We start from the raw sequence: 19,075 nt of genomic DNA, 5'->3' as shown, positions 1-19,075 counted from the left end.
TGGAGCGCCGCTATTCTTCAGAAAGTGGCACGCACGAGGTGCCTCTGCGAATGCTGGCCTGCCCTTTCGGGCGTTGGTAAAGTGTCAACCCTTTGGGAATTCGCAGACAAATAAGCCGCTGACCACAATAGTTAAGTTCAGTTCCTTCTACTCTGATTCCCGGTTGAGTACCATTAAATATTTTCTGCTCAATCCATTCGATGCTGCGTGAGGTTCCGGTAAAAGCTGCGGTACCTGACTTTTCATCGGAAACGCCCAAGACGATATGGCAAACCGCAGCGTCCGCGTTGGAAAAGCATATGGTTTCATTAATGAGGAATTCAGTAAGTGAAGCATCCGGGTTTCGATTCTGTGGATGTGTTGCGGGATCTTCTTTGAAGTCCAAAACCTGACTCTCTTGGCTATCGGCGGTAGCACCTTCCTCGATAGCTTTGAGAGCTGCGTAAACGGCCTGCAATTCTGACTCAGACATAGATGAATGCTAGCACAAGTTGTTTCAAACAACTTGTGTACAACTTCTCGAAGCTTAATTATTCGATTACAGCAGATGTGCTGGTCAGAAGAGTAGCAAGTTGTTTGAAGTTGTTTACTTTAAAATCGCGCGGCGATTCCAGGATCCTAAACGAGGGGCCTAGGGATTTCTTTAAAAACCCAGCGTAACTTGGATATTTTGGGTAAAATCTCACTTCCAATGGGGCTGCTGACCCCGAATACTTGGGGGCTTCGCGGAACCCAGAAGTTGTTTCAAACAACTATACACAACTTTCAACTAATATAATTCGGCCGCTTCTTCATACCTGCAGCTCAAGGCATAAATTCAAGTTGTTTGAAGTTGTTGTGTGCTGGCCGAGTAGTTGCCCAGCCAAGGCACCGAGCCTGAAAGATTTGCCTGGGGAATACAACTAAAGCCCGCGGCCGAGCGGGTACGCGGCGCGGGCTTTAGTGGTTGGTAACCAAAAGGCTGTGAGAGCCCAAGGTTTCAAAGAAGTGCGATTACTGCTTGATGGCAGAAACCTCGAGCTCGATCTTGATGTCTTCAGAAACGAGGACGCCGCCGGTCTTGAGCGGAGCGTTGAAGTCGATGCCGAAGTCCTTGCGGTTGATCTTGGTCTGTGCCTCGAAACCCAGGCGGAAGTTGCCGAATGGGTCTTCAGCGGTAGCGACCTCTTCAACCTTGAGGTCGACGGACTTGGTGGTGCCCTTGATGGTGAGGTCACCGGTGACGGTGCCGTTGCCGTCCTCATCAACGTTGACGTTGGTGGTGGTGAAGGAAAGCTCTGGGTACTCTTCCACGTTGAAGAAGTCTTCGTTCTTTACGTGGCCGTCGCGGTCCTCGTTGCCGGTGGAGATGGAAGCAGCCTTGATGGTGGCCTCTGCGGTGGAGTCAGCGATGTTCTCGGCGACGTTGATGGTGCCTTCGAACTCACCGAAGTTGCCGCGCACCTTGGTAACCATGGCGTGCTTGGTAACGAATCCGATGACGGTGTGCTCTTTGTCGATGGTGTAGGTACCTGCTGCGAGGGACATGATTGTTTCTCCTAACGTTGTTGTTGATGTAACACAAACTACGATACCCGATTGGGAAATTTAGTCAAGCCTTGAAGTAAAAATTCTTTTTCCAACCCTCTGACCTCGGTTTTAAGGATGGCCAACAAGCTGGACCTCCCCCAGTGTAACCTCTTTTGACTTAGGCAGTTCCGTGATGACTATGAGCGCGGCATCGAATTGTTGGGGCGTTTCTTTGAGCTCCAGCTCCTCGTTTAAGTGCTTGAACTTTCCTTCCGCCAATTTGGGAAGAGAGCTCAGCTGCGGGTGCTTGGGATCGAAATCGTCTTTATTAACGCCATAGATTTCGTAGTGCGCGCCATTGGACCTGGTGTGGGTTACGGTCATGACAGAAAGGTGGGCCGGGTTATCCAGGGTGACCAAGGCGCCGGAACCGGATTCCTTCGTGGACCAGGTGGTGATCGTCTTGCCATCGATAAGCTGCTCATTATCCTCGCCGTCTGGCACCGTGATGGCGGATGATTCCTTGAGGTGCACCGGCGGGGTTTCCGGGATCATCGTGGAGCCCTGCACGGTTTCAGTAACCGAACTGGTCTTTTCTACATCGCTGAGCAGGGACATCACCCACGTCGTCAGCGCCGCCATGCCCACGACGAAGATGGTGGCGAAAATGCCGATGACCACGACGCCGGAGCCCGAGTAACCGCGGCCGCCAAAGCCGGGTTCTTGCTTCGGATCCTCTTCCTGCGTGGGCTCATCTTCAACGACCACGGGGAGGGCCTCGGTCTTTTCTTCCTGCTCTTCCGGGGCGAATTCGCGCAGGCGCTTGGCGATGCCCGCCGAGGTCAGCCCCTCCGCCTCCTGCAGCTCTTCCAGCTTCTCTTCGCGGGTCTCTGCATCCGCGGCATCAAAGGCCAGCCGTGCCTCTTCGAGGCGCTCTGCGGCCTCATCGGCGGTGAGATTGGCGTCATCGGAAATATCGCGCAGCTTCTTCGGCGATGGTTCGGTGGATTCGACCAGCATGCTTAGCGCGGAGCTGAGGGCCTCGCGGTCGCTTTCTGCAGACGTCCCATCCAGCACCGCGGGGAAGGCAACCTTGACGATGCCGGAGGTGGATACGCGGAAGCGGTCGCGGTGCTCCACGCCGAGGATGAGGCCGGCGTCGTGGGCGGTGGCGGCATCGGCAAACAGCGGCGCGGTAGCGCGGGCGACGGAATTGGGGTCGAGGTTATCTGCCTCTGCCACCTGCTTGAGGGAGGTGCCCTCAAACCAATCCGCCACCACCAGGCAGCCGGTGCGGTAGGACAAAATCTCGATATTATCCGCCATGGTCTCTAGGTTGAGCTCGGCCAAACGCCGCGTATTGCGGGAGATTTCGGCGGAGCGGCGGGCAGAGACCGTGGGCGTCGACGGCGCGATGGGCGCCTGCGTATTGGTATCGACGAACGTCAGCGCCACGAGGCGGCCGGTGGCTTGTTCGCGGGCCTGCCAGAACCGGGCGCCGGATACAGCGCCGTGATCCTGCAGGAGGCGGAAGCGACCGTCCGATACGGGGGCGCCGGGGACCAAGCGCGGGCCGCGGACGATACCGGCGGACATCGGTGGCGGTACCAAGGTGGCATTGAAGGAATCCTGCGTATAGACCGGCTGGATTTCCTGCAGGTCTGGTTCCTCGACTTCGATGGCCTTGGAATTGTCCACCGTGATGAACCGGGACATTCCCGGGATGCGCTGGAGGGCGCGCGCCAGGTTCTGCACCTCGGGCAGGGAGGACTTGGACAGGACGATTCCGGTGATAATCACAAAGACGATGCCCAGCACGACGACCTTGACCAGCGAGACGATCGAAGGCAGTTGCGCCGGCAAGACCAATTGCATGAGCCAGTACAGCGCCCAGGAGACAACTAGTCCGACCGCGCCGGCACCGGAGGACCAGAGGACCGTCTGGGTCACGGCCTTACCGCCCAGGCTGCCCAGCTTGCGCTTGAGCAGGAAGCCGCCGATGACCGCACCGGAGACAAAGCCAAAACCGTTGGCGGTACCGAGGAGGATAACCACCCGGTCCGGGTTGCTGGTCATCAGCGGTGCCAGCAGGGTCAGCACGATCTTGGTCAGCGTGATGCCGGCAATGATGAAGGTGGGCGTCCACGCCTCTTCCCTGGCGTAGAAAACGCGCAGGTGCAGCAGCACCAACGCATACGGGATCAAGGTAAAGGCGGAAAAACTGATGGTGAGGCCGAGCTGCTCTGCGCTATCTGCGCCGTAGGCGCCGTACTGGAATAGCGCGCGGGCGATGGGCACGCCGAAGCCCGTCATGAAAATGACGATGGGGATAAGCGCGATGAAGGTCAGCTTGGTGCCCAAGGTGAGGTCGCGCACCACGGCATCGACATCGCCATCGGCGGCATTGCGCGAAAGCCGCGGCATGATGGCGGTCAACAAGGTCACGCCGATAACGCCATACGGCACCTGCAGCATCAGCCACGCGTTCTGGTAGACCAGCGGCGCACCGGCATCCGCATACGCTGCCACGCGGGAGGTGACCACGTAACCCAGCTGGGAGATGGCCACATAGGTAATAATGGCCAGCGCCATGCCGCCGAATTGCTTGATGCGGGCATCGAGGCCCCACTTCGGGCGCAGGTTGATGCCGGCCTTTTTCAGGTACGGCACAAGGATCAAGCACTGCACGATCACCGCCGTGGTGGTGCCCAGGCCCAGCAGCATGATGTGTGGATCCGCCACCGGCGTAGGATCGTGCGGGTCGAGGCGGCCTGGCAAAAAGCGATACGCCAAGAGGACGCTGATGGAAATGATGTTATTGACCACCGGCGCCCAGGCACCAGGGCCGAAGATATTCTTGGTATTTAAAACCGCCTGGAAGAGGGCGAAAAGGCCGTAGAACAGGATCTGCGGCAAAAGCAAGAAGGCCAATGATGTTGCCTGTACGGCATTGGCCTTGGAATCTTCAGGCAGCATCATCCTCGTTAAGAATGGCGCGAAGATAACGGAGAGGATGGTAACGATGCCCAGGATGGAAAACGCCAGGGTAAAAAGTCTTCGGACGAAGGTTTCGCCGCGGTCCGAGTCTTCCTTCTCCGCGCGCACCAAGACCGGGACCACTAGTGAGGTCAGCACCGCGCCCAGCACGATTTCGGTGACCAGGTTGGGGATCTGGTTGGCGCTACTGAAGGCCGTACCCACCGTGGCACCAAGGGTGGCGCCGATCAGCATCTGTCGCAGGAAGCCGGTGATGCGCGAGAGCAGCGTGGCGATGGCCATCGTTCCCGTCGCGCGGATGACGTCCTGATTGGAGGCCTCAATCTCCGCATTGCGGCCAGTCAGCGCGGACTTATCTTCCTCAGGGGGAACAGTCGTGTTCTGCACTGAGGGGGTGGGCCGCTTTTCTGGTACCGGTGCGGGTGGAGAGGCGCGCACGATGCGGCCGCGCGCGCCGGCGGTAACCGGGACACGGTTTTCTTCCGCATTGGGGGCGGTATCCGTGGGGTCTACCGCGCCTGCAGGTGCCTTCTCCGCGTGGTGGGCCTGGCGGCCATCTTTTTCGGTCATAGAGGATACAACTTCAACTTTTACTTTTCAGCCTTGTGATTTTTGCGTCGGTGACGGCCAAGCCGAAAGAGCGTAGCCAAAACCAGCGCAAGAGCGCCGGCTATGCCGGCAGCGTATAAGGTTACGATACCGGCACGTGTCTGCACCGAGATAGTGATGGGCTGCGAAATGGTCTGGTCTTTAGGAGTGGCCAGCCACAGCCCAATGTCCGTGCGATCCGCGTCCTTCGGCATATCAGCGGTCATGGATACAGTAATAGAGCCCTTAGCGGGAATACGGACGCTTTTGGGCGTGTTGAGCCGCGCGCCATCGGGGGCATCGTATTGCAGCTTCGCCTCCACCGGCAATGGCAGGCCATTTTCGGCCACGATGAGCAGCGGCGATGACTCAGATACGCGAGTATAAACATTGCCCGGCGGGATGAGGGAGACGGAATCGCGCAGATCCCGCAGCGTATTGGAGTGCATCTCCATGGTGCGGGAAAAGGACTGGCGCGCTGCGGCGTGGGTGCTCAAGCTATCGCGATTATTAAGCGATAAGGAATTGAGGAGATCGCGGCGCAGTGACAGCACGAATTCAGAGCGCGTCATGGTGATATCAGGGTCATCCACCACGATATTCATCAGCTCATCGGTATAGCGCGCCTGTTGCTCAACGCGGGCCAATTCGGGTTCCGAAAAGACGGCCGGATCGATAAAGGGGCTGCCGGTGGGAGCGTTCGGATCGCCCTGCTGCAATTCCACTGTGCTGATCCCGCGGGGACGGGAGTGGCCGGAGTCGAGCAGTTCTTCCGCGGCGTCGAGTGCATGCTCGGCCGCGCTTGGGTCTAAGTAGTTGGGAAGCTTGGCCACGGTATCTTCCCCACCCGCGAGGCTGAGGGCCGCCCCGCCCGTGATGGCGCGAGACAGAGCAGAATCTTTGGCGTAGTCATAGCGCAGCTCCGGGTTGGAATAGCCAACCGTCTGCGGCTTGGAGCCGGTTTGGGATAGCAGGGCGCCAAGGGAGGCATCGAAAGTCGCGGCCTCGCCGGACCAGTTCGAATTATCCGCAACCAGGGATGGCACCGGCAATTTTTGGTCAATATAACCGGAACCTACCGCCAGGATATTGCTGGCCGGTGCCTTGCCCAGGATGCGCTCAATGGTTTGATTGCCGCGCTGCAAACCCTCAAAGAGAAGGGCGGGATTATTGGCCCGTGCCACAGCAGAGGCATTCGCATTGGCCCAGGGCATGGCGATGAAACAATCCAGTTCGCGCAGGCGCTCCAGCCACCGCTCGGCATCATTTTTTGCCTCGCCCGGCTCTCCCTTGTCATCGTCATTGCCCCGCGACCAGGAATCGCGCAGGCGCTTGGGGCGATCGCCTTGCGCGGGGCGGGTGGAATTGACCGTATAGCCTTGCGACATGCGGTTGACGGTATCGAGCAGCGCGGGGTCGATGGCCACGCAGCCCGCTCCCTGCAGGTCATGATCCTCGTAGGTAGAAATCAACCTATCGAGGCGGCCGCCTTTGCGTAGCTCGTGGCCTAAATTATCGGAGGACAAGATGAGCTCTTCTCCCCCAAGCCCGCCGGGGACGATGTCCAGGTTCGCGCTGATGGGATAAACCACCGTGAGATCGTGCGGTTGGGAATCCTCGGCATCGTCGTGTTCTTCTTCTGGTGCCGCTTCTTCCGGTGCCGCGGCCGCAGCGGGATCTGTGGGGCCCTCTTCGGAGAACTGGGCCACGAAGCGCTCTTCTGCCAGGCTCACCGCATCGCCCTCGAGGGTGCCGGTCAGGGTAAAAAGCACCGGATAGGCGCCCGGTTCATTGATGGCCAAGGTGCGCTCGGCATCCAATCCACTGGGTACGGTAAAGCTTAATTCCCGGGTTTCACCTGGTTGCAACGGCGCGGTGGTCATGCCCGGGCCGTAATAGGGAAAATCACCGGTGGCCATTTCCGTCCGCGCTTCTGCCGCATTAGCCACGCTATCGCCGCGCCGGCTAGTTATCTGCAGATCTTCTAAGGGCTGATCGGTGGGGTTGTGCACGCGGAAGCGCAGCCGCAGGTCATTGCCTACGGTAAAGGGCTGGGCATCGATAAGGTCCAGATCGGCGCGCTCCGGGCCGCGCGCGCCCAGCCAAGCCTGGATATCCATCTGCTTGTCCGGAGCAGAGTCCATTTGGGCCGCCGCGTTTGGTAGGAACAATCCCCAACCGGCGAGTACCGCGCAACCGCCAGCCGCGGCGAGTGATTTCAGGCGCTGGTGCATTAGCGTGGGGTCGCTTTCCCTGCGTCGGCTTCCTTTCGTGCGAGATCGGGGAGGAGATCGTGCGCGATGCGCGCGAGCTTGCGTTCGTCCGCGTACGCCAAGTGCTCGATGAGTTCAGAAACGGGGATCCAGGACACCTCGGTCACCTCTGGATCCTCATCGTTCATGATGCCGTCCACAAAACGCAGGAGGTGGTGGTGCACCGTCTTGTGAATGCGCACGCCATCAGAGACGAACCAATAATCGATCACCCCGAGGTCAGCGAAAACCTCGCCGGAAATGCCGGTTTCTTCCCATACCTCGCGCTCCGCGGTGACCTCCTTGGCCTCGCCATTTTCCACATGCCCCTTGGGCATGGACCACAATAAACGCCCGCGACGGTCTAGGCGCCCGATAAGAGCCACGTAGACGCGGGACAGGTCCGCTTTACCGTTGCCGTCGACGCACTCGGCCAGCCCGGAGATTACGAGCCCGCCTGCAGAGGTCTCATCGCGGGTCTCCATTACGGTGGAGGTGCCATGATTATTGCCACCGCGTTGCTGCCTGCGCTGCTGGTTAGTGCGGCGCGTGCGGTTATCCGGCCGCCGCCGGCGCCGGCGCCGATTACGGCTACGGCCGCCTCCTTTGGAGGGGCCTTGCGCGGAGCCTTGTTCTTGGTTAGTCATCCCTGCCAATCGTAGTAGACTCTCACCCGTGAATTTTCAGGACACTCAGTTAATCGGCGTTCTTGCGCGCGCGGAGTCTACCGTGAACTCGCTCAGTGGCTTATTGAGCGGGGTGGTGGAGAAATTCAGCGCGCGCGGACATGCCCTCTACCTCGTGGGCGGCTCGGTGCGCGATGCGCTCCTCGGCCGCTTGGGCAATGATCTGGACTTCACCACCCCAGCGCGCCCGGAGGTGGTCAAGGAAATCCTGGATGAGTGGGCCGAAACGGTATGGGATACCGGCATTGCCTATGGCACCGTGTCCGCCGTGTACAAGGGCCAGCAGATTGAAATCACCACCTTCCGCTCCGATTCCTATGATGGGCAGTCCCGCAACCCCGAGGTCATCTACGGCGATAGCCTGGAGGGCGATCTGGTGCGGCGCGATTTCAAGGTCAACGCCATGGCCATTGAGCTGCTTGCCGATGCCACCTTTGAGTTCCACGATCCCCTCGGCGGCCTCCACGATGTGGCCAATAAGGTGCTCGATACCCCGGATAAACCGGAAATCTCCTTCCACGATGATCCGCTGCGGATGCTGCGCGCCGCGCGCTTTGCATCCCAATTGGAGTTTCACGTGGCAGACCGCGTGGTGGCAGCCATGCGCGATATGGCGGCAGAGATTCAGCGCATCACGGTAGAGCGCGTCCAAGTGGAGCTGGACAAGCTCATGTGCGGCAAAGCCCCGTGGGATGGCATCGACCTGCTGGTTAATACCGGGATTGCGGATTACATCTTCCCGGAGATCCCCGCCCTGCGGATGACCACGGACGAGCACGCCCAGCACAAGGATGTCTATGCGCACTCGCTGAAGGTGCTGCGCCAGGCCATGGATCAAGAAGAAGATGGCCCAGACCTGGTTTTGCGGTGGGCGGCGTTGCTGCATGACATCGGCAAGCCCGATACCTTCGATAACACCGACGGTAAGGTGTCCTTCCACCACCACGAGGTGGTGGGCGCCAAGCTGACGCGCAAGCGCCTGCGGAAGCTGAAATACCCCAAGGCCACGACGGAAGATATTGGCCAGTTGGTCTACCTGCACATGCGTTTCCACGGCTTTGGGGAAAATCAATGGACCGATTCTGCCGTGCGGCGCTACGTCAACGATGCCGGTGACCTCCTCCCCCGCCTGCACAAGCTGGTGCGCGCCGATTGCACTACCCGCAATGCCAAGAAGGCGCGGCGTTTGCAGCGCACCTATGACCAATTGGAGGAGCGAATCGCGGAGATTGGCCGCAAGGAAGACCTCGCGCGGGTGCGCCCGGATCTCGATGGCAACGAGATCATGGAGATCCTAGGCCTCTCCCCTGGCCCCGAAGTGGGACAGGCTTGGTCCTATTTGAAGGAAATGCGCCTGGAGTACGGCCCCCTCGAGCGGGAAGAAGCTATTGCGAAGTTGCGCCAGTGGTGGGAGTCTAAACAGTGATGTTTGCCGATAGATTATTTAATGCCCTCGAGCGCAACGATCCCGCCCCAGGGCAACTACTCGTGTCCGCCCCAGGGATGCTGTCCCCGGAATTCGCCCGCTCCGTTATCTTATTGGTTGAGCACAATGACATGATGACCTTTGGCGTGGACCTCACCAAGCGCTCAGAAGTGGCCATTTTTAACGTGCTTCCAGAGTGGATGTCCGTCGTTGCTAAACCGCAGGCGCTGTATATCGGTGGTCCGCTCAACCAGCAATCCGTCGTGGGCCTGGCGCAGACCAAGCAAGGCGTGGACCCAGATAAAGAAGAACAACTCAACCGCCTCGCACCGCGTCTAGCGCACGTGGATTTGCGCTCCAACCCGGAAGATATCGAGCCACTGGTCACCGGCATGCGCATGTTCGCCGGCTACGCCGAGTGGGGTCCCGGGCAGCTGGAGGAAGAAATCGAGGCCGGTGAATGGTTCGTAGCACCCGCCCTAGCACAGGATGTCGTGGCCCCAGGCCCGGCCGATCTTTGGGCCGATGTCATGAAACGCCAGCCAATGCCCCTGCCGCTGTATTCCACCTATCCCGTGAATGTGGATGATAATTAATTCCTAGCGGCCGGTATGTGATCGGTTACACTGACCCGTATGCGCGAGGAAATCCACAAGGGCATTAAAGACACGTGGGCGGCGGCTCTCGGGCTAATTCCATTGGGCTTGGCTTTTGGCCTCCTGATGGTGCAATCCGGCTTTAGCTGGTGGTGGACGCCCATATTTTCCATCGTTATCTACGCCGGTTCAATGGAGTTTCTCGCCATTTCCATGGTTACCGGTGGTGTCTCCGCGCTGTCCTCGCTCCTTACCGGGTTTATGGTGAATTTCCGCCATATCTTCTATGGGCTAACGTTCCCCCGCAAACGGATTAATTCCCCCGTGGGCAAGGCCTATTCCACCTATGCCCTCACGGATGAAACGTATGCCATCGTCTCGGCGCTCCCGCGCGAGGAGCGGCCTACCGGAACCCGCATTTTGAGCATACAAATCTTTTGCCAAATTCTGTGGGTAGGCGGCGGCATCGTTGGCGCGCTCGCCGGCCAGGTAATCCCCTCTTCCGTCGAGGGAATGGAATTTGCCCTCGTCGCCCTATTCGTCGTTCTAGCGATGGACTCCTTCCGCAATAATCAGGATCTGTCCCTCCCGCTATCGGCCGCGGCCTTGGGCATCCTCGCCGCATTCATTACCCCAGGGCAGCTGCTAATGGTCTCTCTGAGCGCCTATTTCTTATTGCTCATCATTCGTTATCTATCGCCTCGCGTGGATAACGCGCTTACCTGGCGGCTGCAGCCCCTTGCCTCCACTACCGTGAAGGAGGAGAACTAAATGCCAGCTGGAGTCAGTTTAGGCGCGATTGCTGCAGTGCTCATCCCTGTAGGCATCGTAACCGTCTTATTGCGGGAGCTTCCCTTCTCCGCAAAGAAGTGGATGAAGGACAGCGAGTTCTTTTCGTTGCTGGGCTTGATGATGCCCGTAGGCGTCATGACCATCTTGGTGGTCTATGCCGTTGCCGGACAGGCGGATGGCACTGGCGGCCTGTGGCCGGTGCTCCTGGGCGTGCTGGTCACCGCCGGGCTGCACAAGTGGAAGCGGGATTCCGGACTATCCATCTTCGGCGGAACCGCGTTCTACATGATCCTGGTGAACCTGGTGCTGTAGGCCGCGCCTAGCTAAGCCCAAACTTGGTGGTGGCTTCCGTCCACAGCGCTTCAAATTGTTCTTGGTCCATGTACTGGGCGCTAATATCCGGGAACTCATCGTAGGTATCGGGGTGCGGGACGACTTCTTGCGGCTTGTCCACGTTTCCCGTGGAACTATCCGGGGTTGCTACCCCGACGACCGAGTCCGCGGGATCCAGGGCGATCATGCGGTGCATGCGGCAGCGCTGGGCGTCGTGTTCTTCTAATTCTGCGAGGTGGACCGCTGAGCCCACTCCCGGGACGGTCAGTTCGGTGCGCACATAAAGGTAATTAGCCATGGGCACTTAGTGTAGTTGCTCCTCGTCCTCCTGCGCGTACCGGGAGGCCAACACAGAACAGATCATTAGCTGCACCTGGTGGTAAATCATGAGCGGGAGGATCAATAGCCCGAGCGATGTTGACCCTGAGGCAAAGATGACCGAGGCCATGGGAAGGCCAGTGGCCAAGGACTTCTTGGATCCGCAGAATTGGATAGCGATGATATCGGCGCGTGAGAATCCTAGTTTTCTGGAGATAAACCGCGTCAGCCACAACATGAAGATGACGAAGGCTGCGGCGAAAACCACGAGGAACACGATCTCCCAGACAGAGATGGAGGACCAAATTCCATCGACCACGCCCTTAGAAAAGGCCGAATAGACCACCATGGCAATGGAGCCGCGGTCCACCACCTTTGTGGCCTTGCTCTGAGCGAAGTTCGTAATCCAGCGCCGGGTTAATTGCCCCAATATGAATGGAGCGAGAAGCAAGAGGGAGATTTCCCCAAAGACCGAGGTATCGATATGAAGGCCGGAACCAGTACCCATGAGCAACATGACCAGGACGGGCGTGATGAAGACGCCGGCCAAGTTGGAGGTTGAGGCGGAGACGATTGCTCCAGATACGTTTCCCTTAGCAATGGAGGTAAACGCCACCGAGGACTGCACGGTAGACGGGACTAGCGTGAGGAATAGGATCCCCATGTACATATCGTCCGTAATGACTCCAGTCAGCGGCCGCAGGGCCAGGCCGATGAGGGGATAAATCACGAAGGTGAATGCGAGAATGGTGAGGTGGAGCCGCCAGTGCTTAAGGCCATTCAAGGCCTCTTGGGTGGATAAGCGCGCGCCGTAGAGGAAGAACAAGAGCGCGATCGCTACATTCGTCAGATTCCCAAATACGTCAGCAAAGGTGCCGCGGGCCGGTGCAATGATCGCGATTGCCACGGCCGCAAGGATGAGGACGATGAGGGGATCTGGCTTTTTGAGTCTGTGCAGCATGACCCAAAGTGTAAACCGTCGTGCGTGGTTCCACGAAAGGTAGTGGGGATATTTTTCGCCCCTGTGCTCTTCTTAAGCCGCATGGTTTCACGTGAAACCATGAGTATAGAGCGTGATATGCCGGCGTGTATCTATGCGGTGGAGACCTTTGAGCCTTCTTGGCTTACTTCGTACTCTTTGAGCGGGTCTCGGCCTGGGCCTTCGATGACTGAGCCATCCTGCAGGTTGTAGGACGTATGATGCGCCGGGCAGGTGGCAGTCATGCCGTCGATCTCCGTGATGGGATTTTGTTGGTGCGGGCAGGTTTGGGAGTAGGCTTTAAACTCCCCTTCTTTCGGCTGCGTGAAGATAACTCCGTCAACGATGATTCCGGAGCCTACTGGAATGTCCGTTGCCGCGATTTCCGCGGACGGTTCTGAGCCACAGGCCGCGAGGTATGCACCTGCGAAAGTCGTAGCGGATCCGAGCAAAAACATGCGACGCGAACAGATAGTCATAGCCTCTACTCTATCCTGAATGGTTCACGGCCGGAACATGATTTCGGCAACGGTTAATCATATGTCGGGGCAGCTAAAGTGAAATGGTTCTGTGTAGGTTTCACGTGAAACACGAAATTAGGACAGGTTGCCGTTCCAGGTTGCGACCGGCCCGGCCTCGGTGGGCGTGAGTTCATAGGTGCCGGAATCTAGACCTAAGTCATTAACGATGGGATGTGGCCCGTCCCCTCCTGCGGCGTGCGATTCAGGTTCGACGCGGTGGGAGTCGGTGACATAGGAACCAATGCTAAAAGTGGAGACGGCGATTGCGGCGAGGGCTGTGGTTTTCTTCATGCCTCCCATTGTCTACTCTTCCCCGCTCTAGGTGTAGTGGCGGAGCCGAGCTCTGCGGAACCTCTATGCGAGTTCTAGGAATTCCCACAGGAATCCCCGTAGGTTGTGGCACGCCACTATAGATGGAGTCCAACATAGGTAGGTTTCGTTAAATACCCCCTACTTAATTTAGCTGTGACGAAAAGTGTGCGACACCGTGGTTGGAGTAATAACGTCACAGTGTCATAAAAAATCTCCCTGCCCCGTACCTGTGTGACGCGATTGCCGGACAGGAACGGGAGGGAGAAAAACTCGAAAGCTAGTTATTTAATTATCAGAGTGGCGGGCGGCCTGGCGGAGGGCACCCAGATCAACCTCGGGTTGAGCGGCGGAGTCTGTGGCCGCCTCTTCCCCACCGCAGCCGCCGGAGCCACAGTTGCAGCTATCGCCACAACCGTCCTCATCGGCATGCGCTTGCTCATAAAGAAATGCCGCGCGGGAGCCAAGGTTTGAGCCGACGGAAAGCGCGAGGATGGCGATTACGAAAGTCGTGACCGGAATAAGCCACATCCAACCTTCGGCACGAAAAGCTACGACGCCGCCGAAAAGCAGCGAAACTCCGCCAAGGGCCCAGAAGGGCCCCGCAACGGCGTGAGCATTATCCCACGCTTCTCGTGACTTTCGGATCTCTTGTAAGCGCAAGCCGATGTATTTATTGCCGGGTAACCGCTTGGTGGCGGCGAGTGCGCCCACCACGATAAGGAATACGGCAAGGATTAAAAATATGATTCCCACTGCGACCATATCCATAGTCTAATCCTGCAGGGCGAGATTGGAAATTAAGCTACGGGGCTGGTGTCTTAAATATAAGGTGCCTCGGGTAATATTCATTTTGGATCGACCGATAGATATTCGCTCGATTTTGCACCTGCACCACGCTGTCTCTCCTTCCGCTGGACCGCACCCAAGTGAGTCCCCGGACTGGGAACACCTAACCTGATTGTGATTGCATGAACCTCAAGAAAATAGCGGACTCTCTCCTTTTCCGCATCGTTCTCGCCATCGTGCTTGGCATCGTTTTTAGCCTCTTTGCCCCGGAGTGGTTTGGTCGAGCATTTGCCACCTTCAACGGGCTCTTTGGTAACTTCCTCAACTTCTTCATTCCTGTGCTGATTTTCGCCCTTGTCGCCCCGGCGATCGCCGGTCTTGGCAGGGGCGCAGGAAAATGGTTGGGGGTTACGGCGGGCATTGCCTACGGTTCCACCATTCTCTCGGGGTTGATCGCCTATGGCCTGGCACAGTGGCTCTACCCCTCGATGTTGGCAGGCCAGACCCTAGTGACCAATGTTTCGGACGTGGATGAGGGCTCGCTGTCCCCTTATTTCGAAGTGGAGATGGCACCACCGTTTGAAGTGATGACGGCGCTCCTGCTTTCTTTCTGCATTGGCGTCGCCATGACGACGGTCAAGTCCGATACGCTCTATACCGTCACCAAGGAACTGGAAAATGTGGTGGTTAAGGTCATTTGGGGATTCGTTATCCCCATCTTGCCGTTCTACATCTTCGGCATGTTCCTTGGCCTGGGTATGAACGGCAATATTGGCGATGTCCTTTCTGCCTTCGCGAAGGTCCTGATCCTGGCCGTGGTCATGACGCTGGTGTACCTCGTACTCCAGTATGTGGTCGCCGGGGCCATTGCAGGTAAGAATCCGTTTAAGGCGCTGCGGAATATGCTGCCGGCATACTTCACTGCATTGGGTACGTCTTCTTCTGCTGCGACCATCCCGGTGTCCTTGGAATCCAGCTTGCGAAACGGCATCTCGAAGCCGGTTGCGAGCTTTGTGATCCCGCTGTGTGCGACGATTCACCTGTCCGGGTCGATGATGAAGCTGACGCTCTATGCCTTCGCCATCGTCTTCATGGCGAATATGGATATCAGCACTGGCACCGGTCTTGGCTTTATCTTCTTGCTGGGAATCATGATGATCGCCGCTCCAGGTGTTCCGGGTGGTGCCGTTATGGTGGCCGTTGGCCTCTTGGCGGACATGATGGGCTTCGATGACGGAATGGTCGCGCTGATGATCGCCGCTTATATTGCGATTGACTCCGTCGGCACCGCAGCGAACGTGACCGGCGATGGTGCCATTGCGATGGTCGTCGATAAATTCGCCCGCGACAAGGTCGATACCCTGAACGACGAAGAGGCAGAGACCGCAGCCTAGTTTCCCGTGAAACATTTGCGCCCCCTGGCTTCCCCACCCAACAAATGTGGGAGGAAGCCAGGGGGCTCTTTCGTGCGCTGCTACCTTTTAAAAGGCACTATTTCTTGGTCGCTTCCTTCATCGCGGAGATGAATTCGGTCAGCTCAGCGTGCAAGGCATCGGCATCCTCGATCGTCCCAGCGGCACCAGTTTCACGTGAAACATGGCGGTTGATGATCTTGGTGATCGCGGATCCAGTAATGGCGCCCGCGGCGTTTGCGGCGATGGCATCGGCGACGTGCTGCGGTGAGGAGATACCGAAACCGAGTAAGACCGGAGGTCCATCGAACCGCTGAATGCTGGCGACCACCTCGTCGAGGCCGGTGGTCTCGGATTCCTTCTCGGTTCCCGTCACGCCATCGCGGGAGATGGCGTAGATATATCCCTGTGAATGCTCGGCAACGCCGGCGAGCGTGCGTTCCGCGGCGCGCGCAGGGGCGATGAAGATCGGGTTGATACCGGCTTCCTTTGCCGCGGCGATGAATGGGGTGCCTTCGCGCACGGGGACATCGGGAAGCAGAATGCTATCGGCGCCAGCTTCCGCGAACTCAGCATAGAATTTCTCCACCCCACGGGCGAATGCAACGTTGCCATAGATCAACATGCCGATGGGCAAATCGGGGAACTCGGAACGAATCTTTCGGACCTGATCCAAAGCGCTATCCAGGCTCGCTCCCCCATCGAGGGCGCGGATGTGCGAGGCTTGGATGGTAGGACCATCCGCCACCGGGTCCGAGAAGGGGACGCCGAGCTCCAAGGCATCCGCCCCGGCGGCGACTGCGGTGCGGATGATATCCAGGCTCGCCTCAGGAGTTGGATCGCCCAGCATGATGAAAGGGACAAACGCGCCCTCATTCTTCTCACGCAACGCGGCAAAAAGTTTATCGTAACGGCTGCCCATGATTAGTTCTCCTTGAGTTGCAGTTCGGGGTGGGATTCCAGGGTGTGGCGGACATGGTCGATGTCCTTATCGCCGCGGCCGGAAAGTGAGACGAGGATGGTGATGTCTTCGGCCTTGCGCTTGAGGGCGTACGCCAGCGCGTGGGAGGATTCGAGGGCGGGAATGATGCCTTCCTTCTTGGACAAGAGTTGGAATGCCTCTAGGGCTTCGGCATCCGTGATTCCGACATATTTTGCGCGCCCGGTTGCGTGCAGGTGCGCGTGCTGTGGGCCCACGCCGGGGTAATCCAAGCCAGCGGAAATGGAATAGGATTCTTCCACTTGGCCGTCAGAATTGCGCATGAGGTAACTGCGCGCGCCGTGGAGGATGCCCACCGTGCCATTGTTAATGGTGGCGCCGTGTTCCCCGGAATCGAGGCCCGCACCGCCTGGCTCGGCGCCTACCAATTCCACCGCATCCTCATCGATGAAGTCAGCGAACATACCGATGGCGTTGGAACCGCCGCCCACACAGGCGACGACGAGATCGGGAAGGCCACCCGTCTTCTCGAGGAGCTGGGCCTTGGCCTCGGTGGAAATGACGCGGTGGAATTCCCGGACGATCGTGGGAAATGGGTGCGGCCCGGCCGCGGTACCGAGTAGGTAGTGCGATTCATGGAAGGTCGCGGTCCAATCGCGCAGTGCCTCGTTGACGGCATCCTTCAACGTCCCGGATCCGGTATCGACGGGGACGACCTTGGCGCCCATAAGCTCCATGCGGAAGACGTTGGGCTGCTGGCGCTGGACATCCTTGGCACCCATGTAGACCACACACTCGAGATCGAGCAGCGCACAGGCCAAGGCGGTTGCCGTGCCGTGCTGGCCCGCGCCGGTCTCGGCGATGATTCGCTTCTTGCCCATGCGCTTAGCCAAGAGGGCTTGCCCGAGCACCTGGTTGGTCTTATGCGCCCCGCCGTGGACGAGGTCCTCGCGCTTCAAGAAGATCCGCGCCTTTCCGCCGAGCTTCTTTACCTCGGTAACGGGGGTCGGACGACCCAGGTAGTCGCGCAGCAATCCTGAAAGCTCTTCGCGGAAGCTGGGATCATTCTGGGCATCGACAAACGCCTGCTCCAATTGATCCAATGCGGGGATGAGGGATTCTGGCACGTATTGGCCGCCGAATTCCCCGAAGTATGCGGGAAGGAGTGTTTCACGTGAAACGGGCATGGTTAATCTTTCTTGTCAGGTTGGTTGAATAATCGGATGGTGCGGAAGGATTGCGATATCAGGGCGACGTCTTTGCGTCCGGGGCACGTTTCTAATCCCGAATTCAGGTCGAGCCCCGCGGTTCCTACGCGGAGCGCGCCTTCCAGGTTGTCTAGATTGAGACCCCCGGCCAGGAGGCTGTGGGCTTTGATGTCTTCCGGGATCGCCGCCCAATCAAAGCTTTGGCCGGTGCCTCCCCTACCCGAGTCGAGCACGAGGCGGTCCACACTCGCGGCGAGTTCCGGCGCCATCTCTATCCACTGGGGGTTGGTCATGTCGATGGCCCGCCAGACAAACTCCGCGTCGGTGTCCGCGAGCAACGCGCGGGCGCGCTCGATCAGCGCCAGCTCGCCATCCAAGTTGCCCTGGAACGGGGCGTGCAACTGGATTCCGGATAGGCCACGGGTTGCCGCTATCTCCCGCAACTCGGCGGGGTCGTCGCTGCGGGTCACGGCTACGTAGTCCAAGCCGTGTTCGGCGGCGATGATTTTCTCGGCGGTTTCACGTGAAACATTGCGCGGAGAGTCTGGGACAAAGATGAGGCCTCCGTAGCGGGCACCGGCGGCACGAGCGGCTTGGGCCGTGGAGGCGGCGGTGAGCCCGCACACCTTATTCGCGCCGAAGAGCAGATCCCGGGCGGCGCGGTCGATATCCTCGTGGGAGGTCAGCTGGGAGCCGACGAGGAAGGCATTGGCGTGGGCGCTCAAGCGCCGGATGGTGTGGTTATTGCGGATGCCGGATTCGGAGACGACGACCTTATCGTCCGGCACGTACCCGGCGAGCTGCTCGGTGCGGGAGAGGTCGATGCTCAAGTCATGGAGATTGCGGTTATTAATGCCGATGATCTCCACCCCGAAGGACAGCGCGCGGTCCACCTCCTCCTTGGTGATGGCTTCAGTCAGAACATCGAGCCCCAACTCATCCGCCAGGGACTTCAGTTGCGCAAAGGTCTCATCGTCCACGATGGACATCATGAGCAAAATCGCATCCGCGCCGTAGTAGCGCGCGGCATAGACCTGAACCGGATCGACGATGAAGTCCTTGCACAATACCGGCAGGTGCGTGGACTGCGCCACGGTCTGCAGATGATCGTAATCCCCTCCGAATCGTTCTGGCTCGCACAGCACGGAAATGGCACCCGCGTAGCGGGAATAGATGCGCGCGATATCGCCGGGGCGGTAATCCTCGCGGATCATCCCGAGGGATGGCGACGCGGATTTGCACTCCATGATGAAGCGATTGGTGCCATTGAGCGCCGCAAAAAGCGAACGGCGGGACGGTTCAAGCTTGTCCACATTTACGTGGGCGATGCGCTCGCGAATGCCGGCAAGGTGGGTGCGGCGCTTCGCCACAATTCCCTCGAGCACCGTCGGCAGTTTGTGTTCTGTCATTTCTTTTCCCT

Annotated in this window: 17 protein-coding genes and 1 pseudogene; 5 read left to right on the top strand and 13 right to left on the bottom strand. The window is 58.7% G+C overall.

Going from position 1 to position 19,075, the window contains the following annotated elements; translation table 11 throughout:
* Positions 1-10 precede the first annotated feature (10 nt).
* The 5 genes and pseudogenes from ACP8IT_RS11600 to ACP8IT_RS11580 all read right to left on the bottom strand — a co-directional run.
* Positions 11-472 (bottom strand): AlbA family DNA-binding domain-containing protein, encoded by a 462-nt coding sequence (locus tag ACP8IT_RS11600; protein WP_490290140.1) that lies wholly within the window; start codon positions 470-472, stop codon positions 11-13.
* 521 nt (positions 473-993) lie between these two features.
* Positions 994-1,527 carry a YceI family protein gene (locus ACP8IT_RS11595; RefSeq protein WP_005275938.1) on the bottom strand — a complete coding sequence of 178 codons (534 nt, stop codon included), beginning with the start codon at positions 1,525-1,527 and terminating at the stop codon, positions 994-996.
* Between the two features lie 111 nt (positions 1,528-1,638).
* Positions 1,639-5,076 carry a murein biosynthesis integral membrane protein MurJ gene (murJ, locus tag ACP8IT_RS11590; protein WP_023028022.1) on the bottom strand — a complete coding sequence of 1,146 codons (3,438 nt, stop codon included), beginning with the start codon at positions 5,074-5,076 and terminating at the stop codon, positions 1,639-1,641.
* 20 nt (positions 5,077-5,096) lie between these two features.
* A complete protein-coding gene (locus ACP8IT_RS11585; protein ID WP_490290139.1) occupies positions 5,097-7,328 on the bottom strand; it encodes a hypothetical protein in 2,232 nt (743 codons plus the stop codon).
* Positions 7,328-7,990: pseudogene (locus tag ACP8IT_RS11580) on the bottom strand (NUDIX hydrolase); the annotation flags it as partial. The gene ACP8IT_RS11585 and the pseudogene ACP8IT_RS11580, both read right to left, overlap by 1 nt.
* 31 nt (positions 7,991-8,021) lie before the next feature.
* Here ACP8IT_RS11580 and ACP8IT_RS11575 point away from each other — a divergent pair.
* The 4 genes from ACP8IT_RS11575 to ACP8IT_RS11560 are packed head-to-tail and all read left to right on the top strand — an operon-like array spanning position 8,022 to position 11,158.
* Positions 8,022-9,458 (top strand): CCA tRNA nucleotidyltransferase, encoded by a 1,437-nt coding sequence (locus ACP8IT_RS11575; RefSeq protein WP_490290138.1) that lies wholly within the window; start codon positions 8,022-8,024, stop codon positions 9,456-9,458.
* Positions 9,458-10,054, top strand: coding sequence for a YqgE/AlgH family protein (locus ACP8IT_RS11570; protein ID WP_005280446.1), 597 nt, complete (start codon positions 9,458-9,460; stop codon positions 10,052-10,054). The genes ACP8IT_RS11575 and ACP8IT_RS11570 overlap by 1 nt, the downstream gene beginning before the upstream one ends.
* Positions 10,055-10,093: 39 nt before the next feature.
* Positions 10,094-10,825, top strand: coding sequence for an AzlC family ABC transporter permease (locus ACP8IT_RS11565; RefSeq protein WP_005280445.1), 732 nt, complete (start codon positions 10,094-10,096; stop codon positions 10,823-10,825).
* On the top strand, positions 10,826-11,158 hold the full coding sequence (locus tag ACP8IT_RS11560) for a branched-chain amino acid transporter permease (protein WP_284629368.1): 333 nt from the start codon (positions 10,826-10,828) through the stop codon (positions 11,156-11,158).
* 7 nt (positions 11,159-11,165) lie between these two features.
* Here the strand turns inward: ACP8IT_RS11560 and ACP8IT_RS11555 are convergent, their stop codons facing one another.
* From ACP8IT_RS11555 to ACP8IT_RS11535, 5 genes are all read right to left on the bottom strand, one after another.
* Positions 11,166-11,477: a hypothetical protein gene (locus ACP8IT_RS11555; protein ID WP_237799807.1), complete on the bottom strand. Its 312-nt coding sequence runs from the start codon at positions 11,475-11,477 to the stop codon at positions 11,166-11,168.
* A 6-nt stretch (positions 11,478-11,483) separates the two neighbouring features.
* Positions 11,484-12,458 carry a bile acid:sodium symporter family protein gene (locus tag ACP8IT_RS11550; protein ID WP_023028017.1) on the bottom strand — a complete coding sequence of 325 codons (975 nt, stop codon included), beginning with the start codon at positions 12,456-12,458 and terminating at the stop codon, positions 11,484-11,486.
* Positions 12,459-12,589: 131 nt separating this feature from the next.
* Complete coding sequence (locus ACP8IT_RS11545; protein WP_023028016.1) at positions 12,590-12,955, bottom strand: Rieske (2Fe-2S) protein; 366 nt, start codon at positions 12,953-12,955, stop codon at positions 12,590-12,592.
* A 117-nt stretch (positions 12,956-13,072) separates the two neighbouring features.
* Positions 13,073-13,288 (bottom strand): catechol 1,2-dioxygenase, encoded by a 216-nt coding sequence (locus ACP8IT_RS11540; protein WP_232018313.1) that lies wholly within the window; start codon positions 13,286-13,288, stop codon positions 13,073-13,075.
* 306 nt (positions 13,289-13,594) lie between these two features.
* Positions 13,595-14,077, bottom strand: a complete 483-nt coding sequence (locus ACP8IT_RS11535; RefSeq protein WP_023028014.1) for an SdpI family protein — start codon at positions 14,075-14,077, stop codon at positions 13,595-13,597.
* Between the two features lie 200 nt (positions 14,078-14,277).
* Here ACP8IT_RS11535 and ACP8IT_RS11530 point away from each other — a divergent pair, with 200 nt between their 5' ends.
* Entirely contained in the window at positions 14,278-15,489 is a 1,212-nt protein-coding gene (locus ACP8IT_RS11530; protein ID WP_237792221.1) for a dicarboxylate/amino acid:cation symporter, read from the top strand.
* Between the two features lie 97 nt (positions 15,490-15,586).
* Here the strand turns inward: ACP8IT_RS11530 and trpA are convergent, their stop codons facing one another.
* The 3 genes from trpA to trpCF are packed head-to-tail and all read right to left on the bottom strand — an operon-like array spanning position 15,587 to position 19,064.
* A complete protein-coding gene (gene trpA / locus ACP8IT_RS11525) occupies positions 15,587-16,429 on the bottom strand; it encodes a tryptophan synthase subunit alpha (protein ID WP_023028012.1) in 843 nt (280 codons plus the stop codon).
* A 2-nt stretch (positions 16,430-16,431) separates the two neighbouring features.
* On the bottom strand, positions 16,432-17,634 hold the full coding sequence (gene trpB, locus ACP8IT_RS11520) for a tryptophan synthase subunit beta (RefSeq protein WP_005275894.1): 1,203 nt from the start codon (positions 17,632-17,634) through the stop codon (positions 16,432-16,434).
* A gap of 2 nt (positions 17,635-17,636) precedes the next feature.
* On the bottom strand, positions 17,637-19,064 hold the full coding sequence (gene trpCF / locus ACP8IT_RS11515) for a bifunctional indole-3-glycerol-phosphate synthase TrpC/phosphoribosylanthranilate isomerase TrpF (RefSeq protein ID WP_490290137.1): 1,428 nt from the start codon (positions 19,062-19,064) through the stop codon (positions 17,637-17,639).
* Between the last annotated feature and the right edge of the window lie 11 nt (positions 19,065-19,075).

Source organism: Corynebacterium sp. LaCa_23 (assembly GCF_058182375.1).
The sequence above is the reverse complement of the archived record's forward strand: the minus strand, read 5'-3'. Positions and strand labels throughout refer to the sequence as shown.

What these genes read in the sequence shown, in the direction of transcription:
- ACP8IT_RS11565 (WP_005280445.1), top strand. Translation starts at nt 10,094, where the DNA reads ATGCGCGAGGAAATCCACAAGGGCATTAAAGACACGTGGGCGGCGGCT.
- ACP8IT_RS11600 (WP_490290140.1), bottom strand. Translation starts at nt 472, where the DNA reads ATGTCTGAGTCAGAATTGCAGGCCGTTTACGCAGCTCTCAAAGCTATC.
- trpB (WP_005275894.1), bottom strand. Translation starts at nt 17,634, where the DNA reads ATGCCCGTTTCACGTGAAACACTCCTTCCCGCATACTTCGGGGAATTC.
- murJ (WP_023028022.1), bottom strand. Translation starts at nt 5,076, where the DNA reads ATGACCGAAAAAGATGGCCGCCAGGCCCACCACGCGGAGAAGGCACCT.
- ACP8IT_RS11550 (WP_023028017.1), bottom strand. Translation starts at nt 12,458, where the DNA reads ATGCTGCACAGACTCAAAAAGCCAGATCCCCTCATCGTCCTCATCCTT.
- ACP8IT_RS11555 (WP_237799807.1), bottom strand. Translation starts at nt 11,477, where the DNA reads ATGGCTAATTACCTTTATGTGCGCACCGAACTGACCGTCCCGGGAGTG.
- ACP8IT_RS11560 (WP_284629368.1), top strand. Translation starts at nt 10,826, where the DNA reads ATGCCAGCTGGAGTCAGTTTAGGCGCGATTGCTGCAGTGCTCATCCCT.
- ACP8IT_RS11570 (WP_005280446.1), top strand. Translation starts at nt 9,458, where the DNA reads ATGTTTGCCGATAGATTATTTAATGCCCTCGAGCGCAACGATCCCGCC.
- ACP8IT_RS11595 (WP_005275938.1), bottom strand. Translation starts at nt 1,527, where the DNA reads ATGTCCCTCGCAGCAGGTACCTACACCATCGACAAAGAGCACACCGTC.
- trpA (WP_023028012.1), bottom strand. Translation starts at nt 16,429, where the DNA reads ATGGGCAGCCGTTACGATAAACTTTTTGCCGCGTTGCGTGAGAAGAAT.
- trpCF (WP_490290137.1), bottom strand. Translation starts at nt 19,064, where the DNA reads ATGACAGAACACAAACTGCCGACGGTGCTCGAGGGAATTGTGGCGAAG.
- ACP8IT_RS11530 (WP_237792221.1), top strand. Translation starts at nt 14,278, where the DNA reads ATGAACCTCAAGAAAATAGCGGACTCTCTCCTTTTCCGCATCGTTCTC.
- ACP8IT_RS11535 (WP_023028014.1), bottom strand. Translation starts at nt 14,077, where the DNA reads ATGGATATGGTCGCAGTGGGAATCATATTTTTAATCCTTGCCGTATTC.
- ACP8IT_RS11540 (WP_232018313.1), bottom strand. Translation starts at nt 13,288, where the DNA reads ATGAAGAAAACCACAGCCCTCGCCGCAATCGCCGTCTCCACTTTTAGC.
- ACP8IT_RS11585 (WP_490290139.1), bottom strand. Translation starts at nt 7,328, where the DNA reads ATGCACCAGCGCCTGAAATCACTCGCCGCGGCTGGCGGTTGCGCGGTA.
- ACP8IT_RS11545 (WP_023028016.1), bottom strand. Translation starts at nt 12,955, where the DNA reads ATGACTATCTGTTCGCGTCGCATGTTTTTGCTCGGATCCGCTACGACT.